Here is a 965-nt window from a genome sequence, read left to right as displayed (position 1 = left end):
TATCCATCTAGAGTAATATAACGAAAATGCAATATGTCCTTGGGAGCGATGTCAACCGATTTATTTTCATGATTTTCGCTAACGTGGTAGGTTATTTGATTTTTATTTTCATCATCAAAACTAACCAGATAGTTATGCAAAAAATAAAAACCAGTTACAAAGCCATCTTTGTCACGCAAAATTTCGACAAAAGATTCCCCATTTAACAACATGTTTGCTACCACAATAAATTTAAAGTGCCAACCGGGTAATTGATCATTCGGGTTGTTGTTAAATAGGTCCAACACTTTTTCCATAATGGTATTTGATTCATGACCTTTATTTTTAAGCTTCGTACTAGCAATATCAGCTGAGATAATCCGGATGGCCGTAAATACATCACTATTACGCAAAGCACGAATACCCGTATAGCTTGCATGTGCTCCGTATTCTTGGTTGTATAGCAATCGCTCTAAGTCCCGGTTCTTTTTTCCTTGTTTGTTACTAAAGCCTAAATCAAGCAACGGCATCATTCATCACCCCCTTTTATTTTCTCGGGGTCATATAATTGATTCATAATCAAGGCAATAACCACAAAAATAATGCCACCAATGATAAATGCCAGTGGTCGCCACATGATATAAAAACCATATAAAAAACTACCAAGGCCTAAAGCAGCAATGGTAGTCATAATTAATACATATAAAGTTTTATACAAATAACCATCCCCCTTAGATAAACAGCGGCATATTCGTCTCAACATTCCATTCATAATCGCTAGCAATTACAAAGGCAAAGATTGTCGCCATTAATGGGTCAATCTTTTCCCGGTTCTTTTTCTTTTCGATCATGATAGAATCATTGGTATCTTTGGCCACGGCATTCTTAATCGCAATATCGAGTAGTGGGTTTTTTGCATGTTTAATATCACCGTTGATCGTGCTTAATTTAAAATCCATAATTGGACCGGATAGTGTCGCTGGGCC

3 protein-coding genes are annotated in these 965 nt (G+C 36.5%); all 3 read right to left on the bottom strand.

The features are described 5' to 3' along the window. The coding region (locus FC24_RS11840) for a phage portal protein (protein WP_235807408.1) at positions 1–512 on the bottom strand (512 nt) is incomplete at its 3' end. Then, positions 509–697 carry a hypothetical protein gene (locus FC24_RS10365; RefSeq protein ID WP_057874787.1) on the bottom strand — a complete coding sequence of 63 codons (189 nt, stop codon included), beginning with the start codon at positions 695–697 and terminating at the stop codon, positions 509–511. The genes FC24_RS11840 and FC24_RS10365, both read right to left, overlap by 4 nt. A gap of 13 nt (positions 698–710) precedes the next feature. Beyond that, a partial coding sequence (locus FC24_RS10360) for a terminase TerL endonuclease subunit (protein ID WP_235807407.1) occupies positions 711–965 on the bottom strand: 255 nt, incomplete at its 5' end.

The sequence above is a fragment of the Loigolactobacillus rennini DSM 20253 genome (assembly GCF_001436505.1).
Lineage (GTDB): Bacteria > Bacillota > Bacilli > Lactobacillales > Lactobacillaceae > Loigolactobacillus > Loigolactobacillus rennini.
This window is presented reverse-complemented; position numbering and strand designations above follow the sequence as displayed.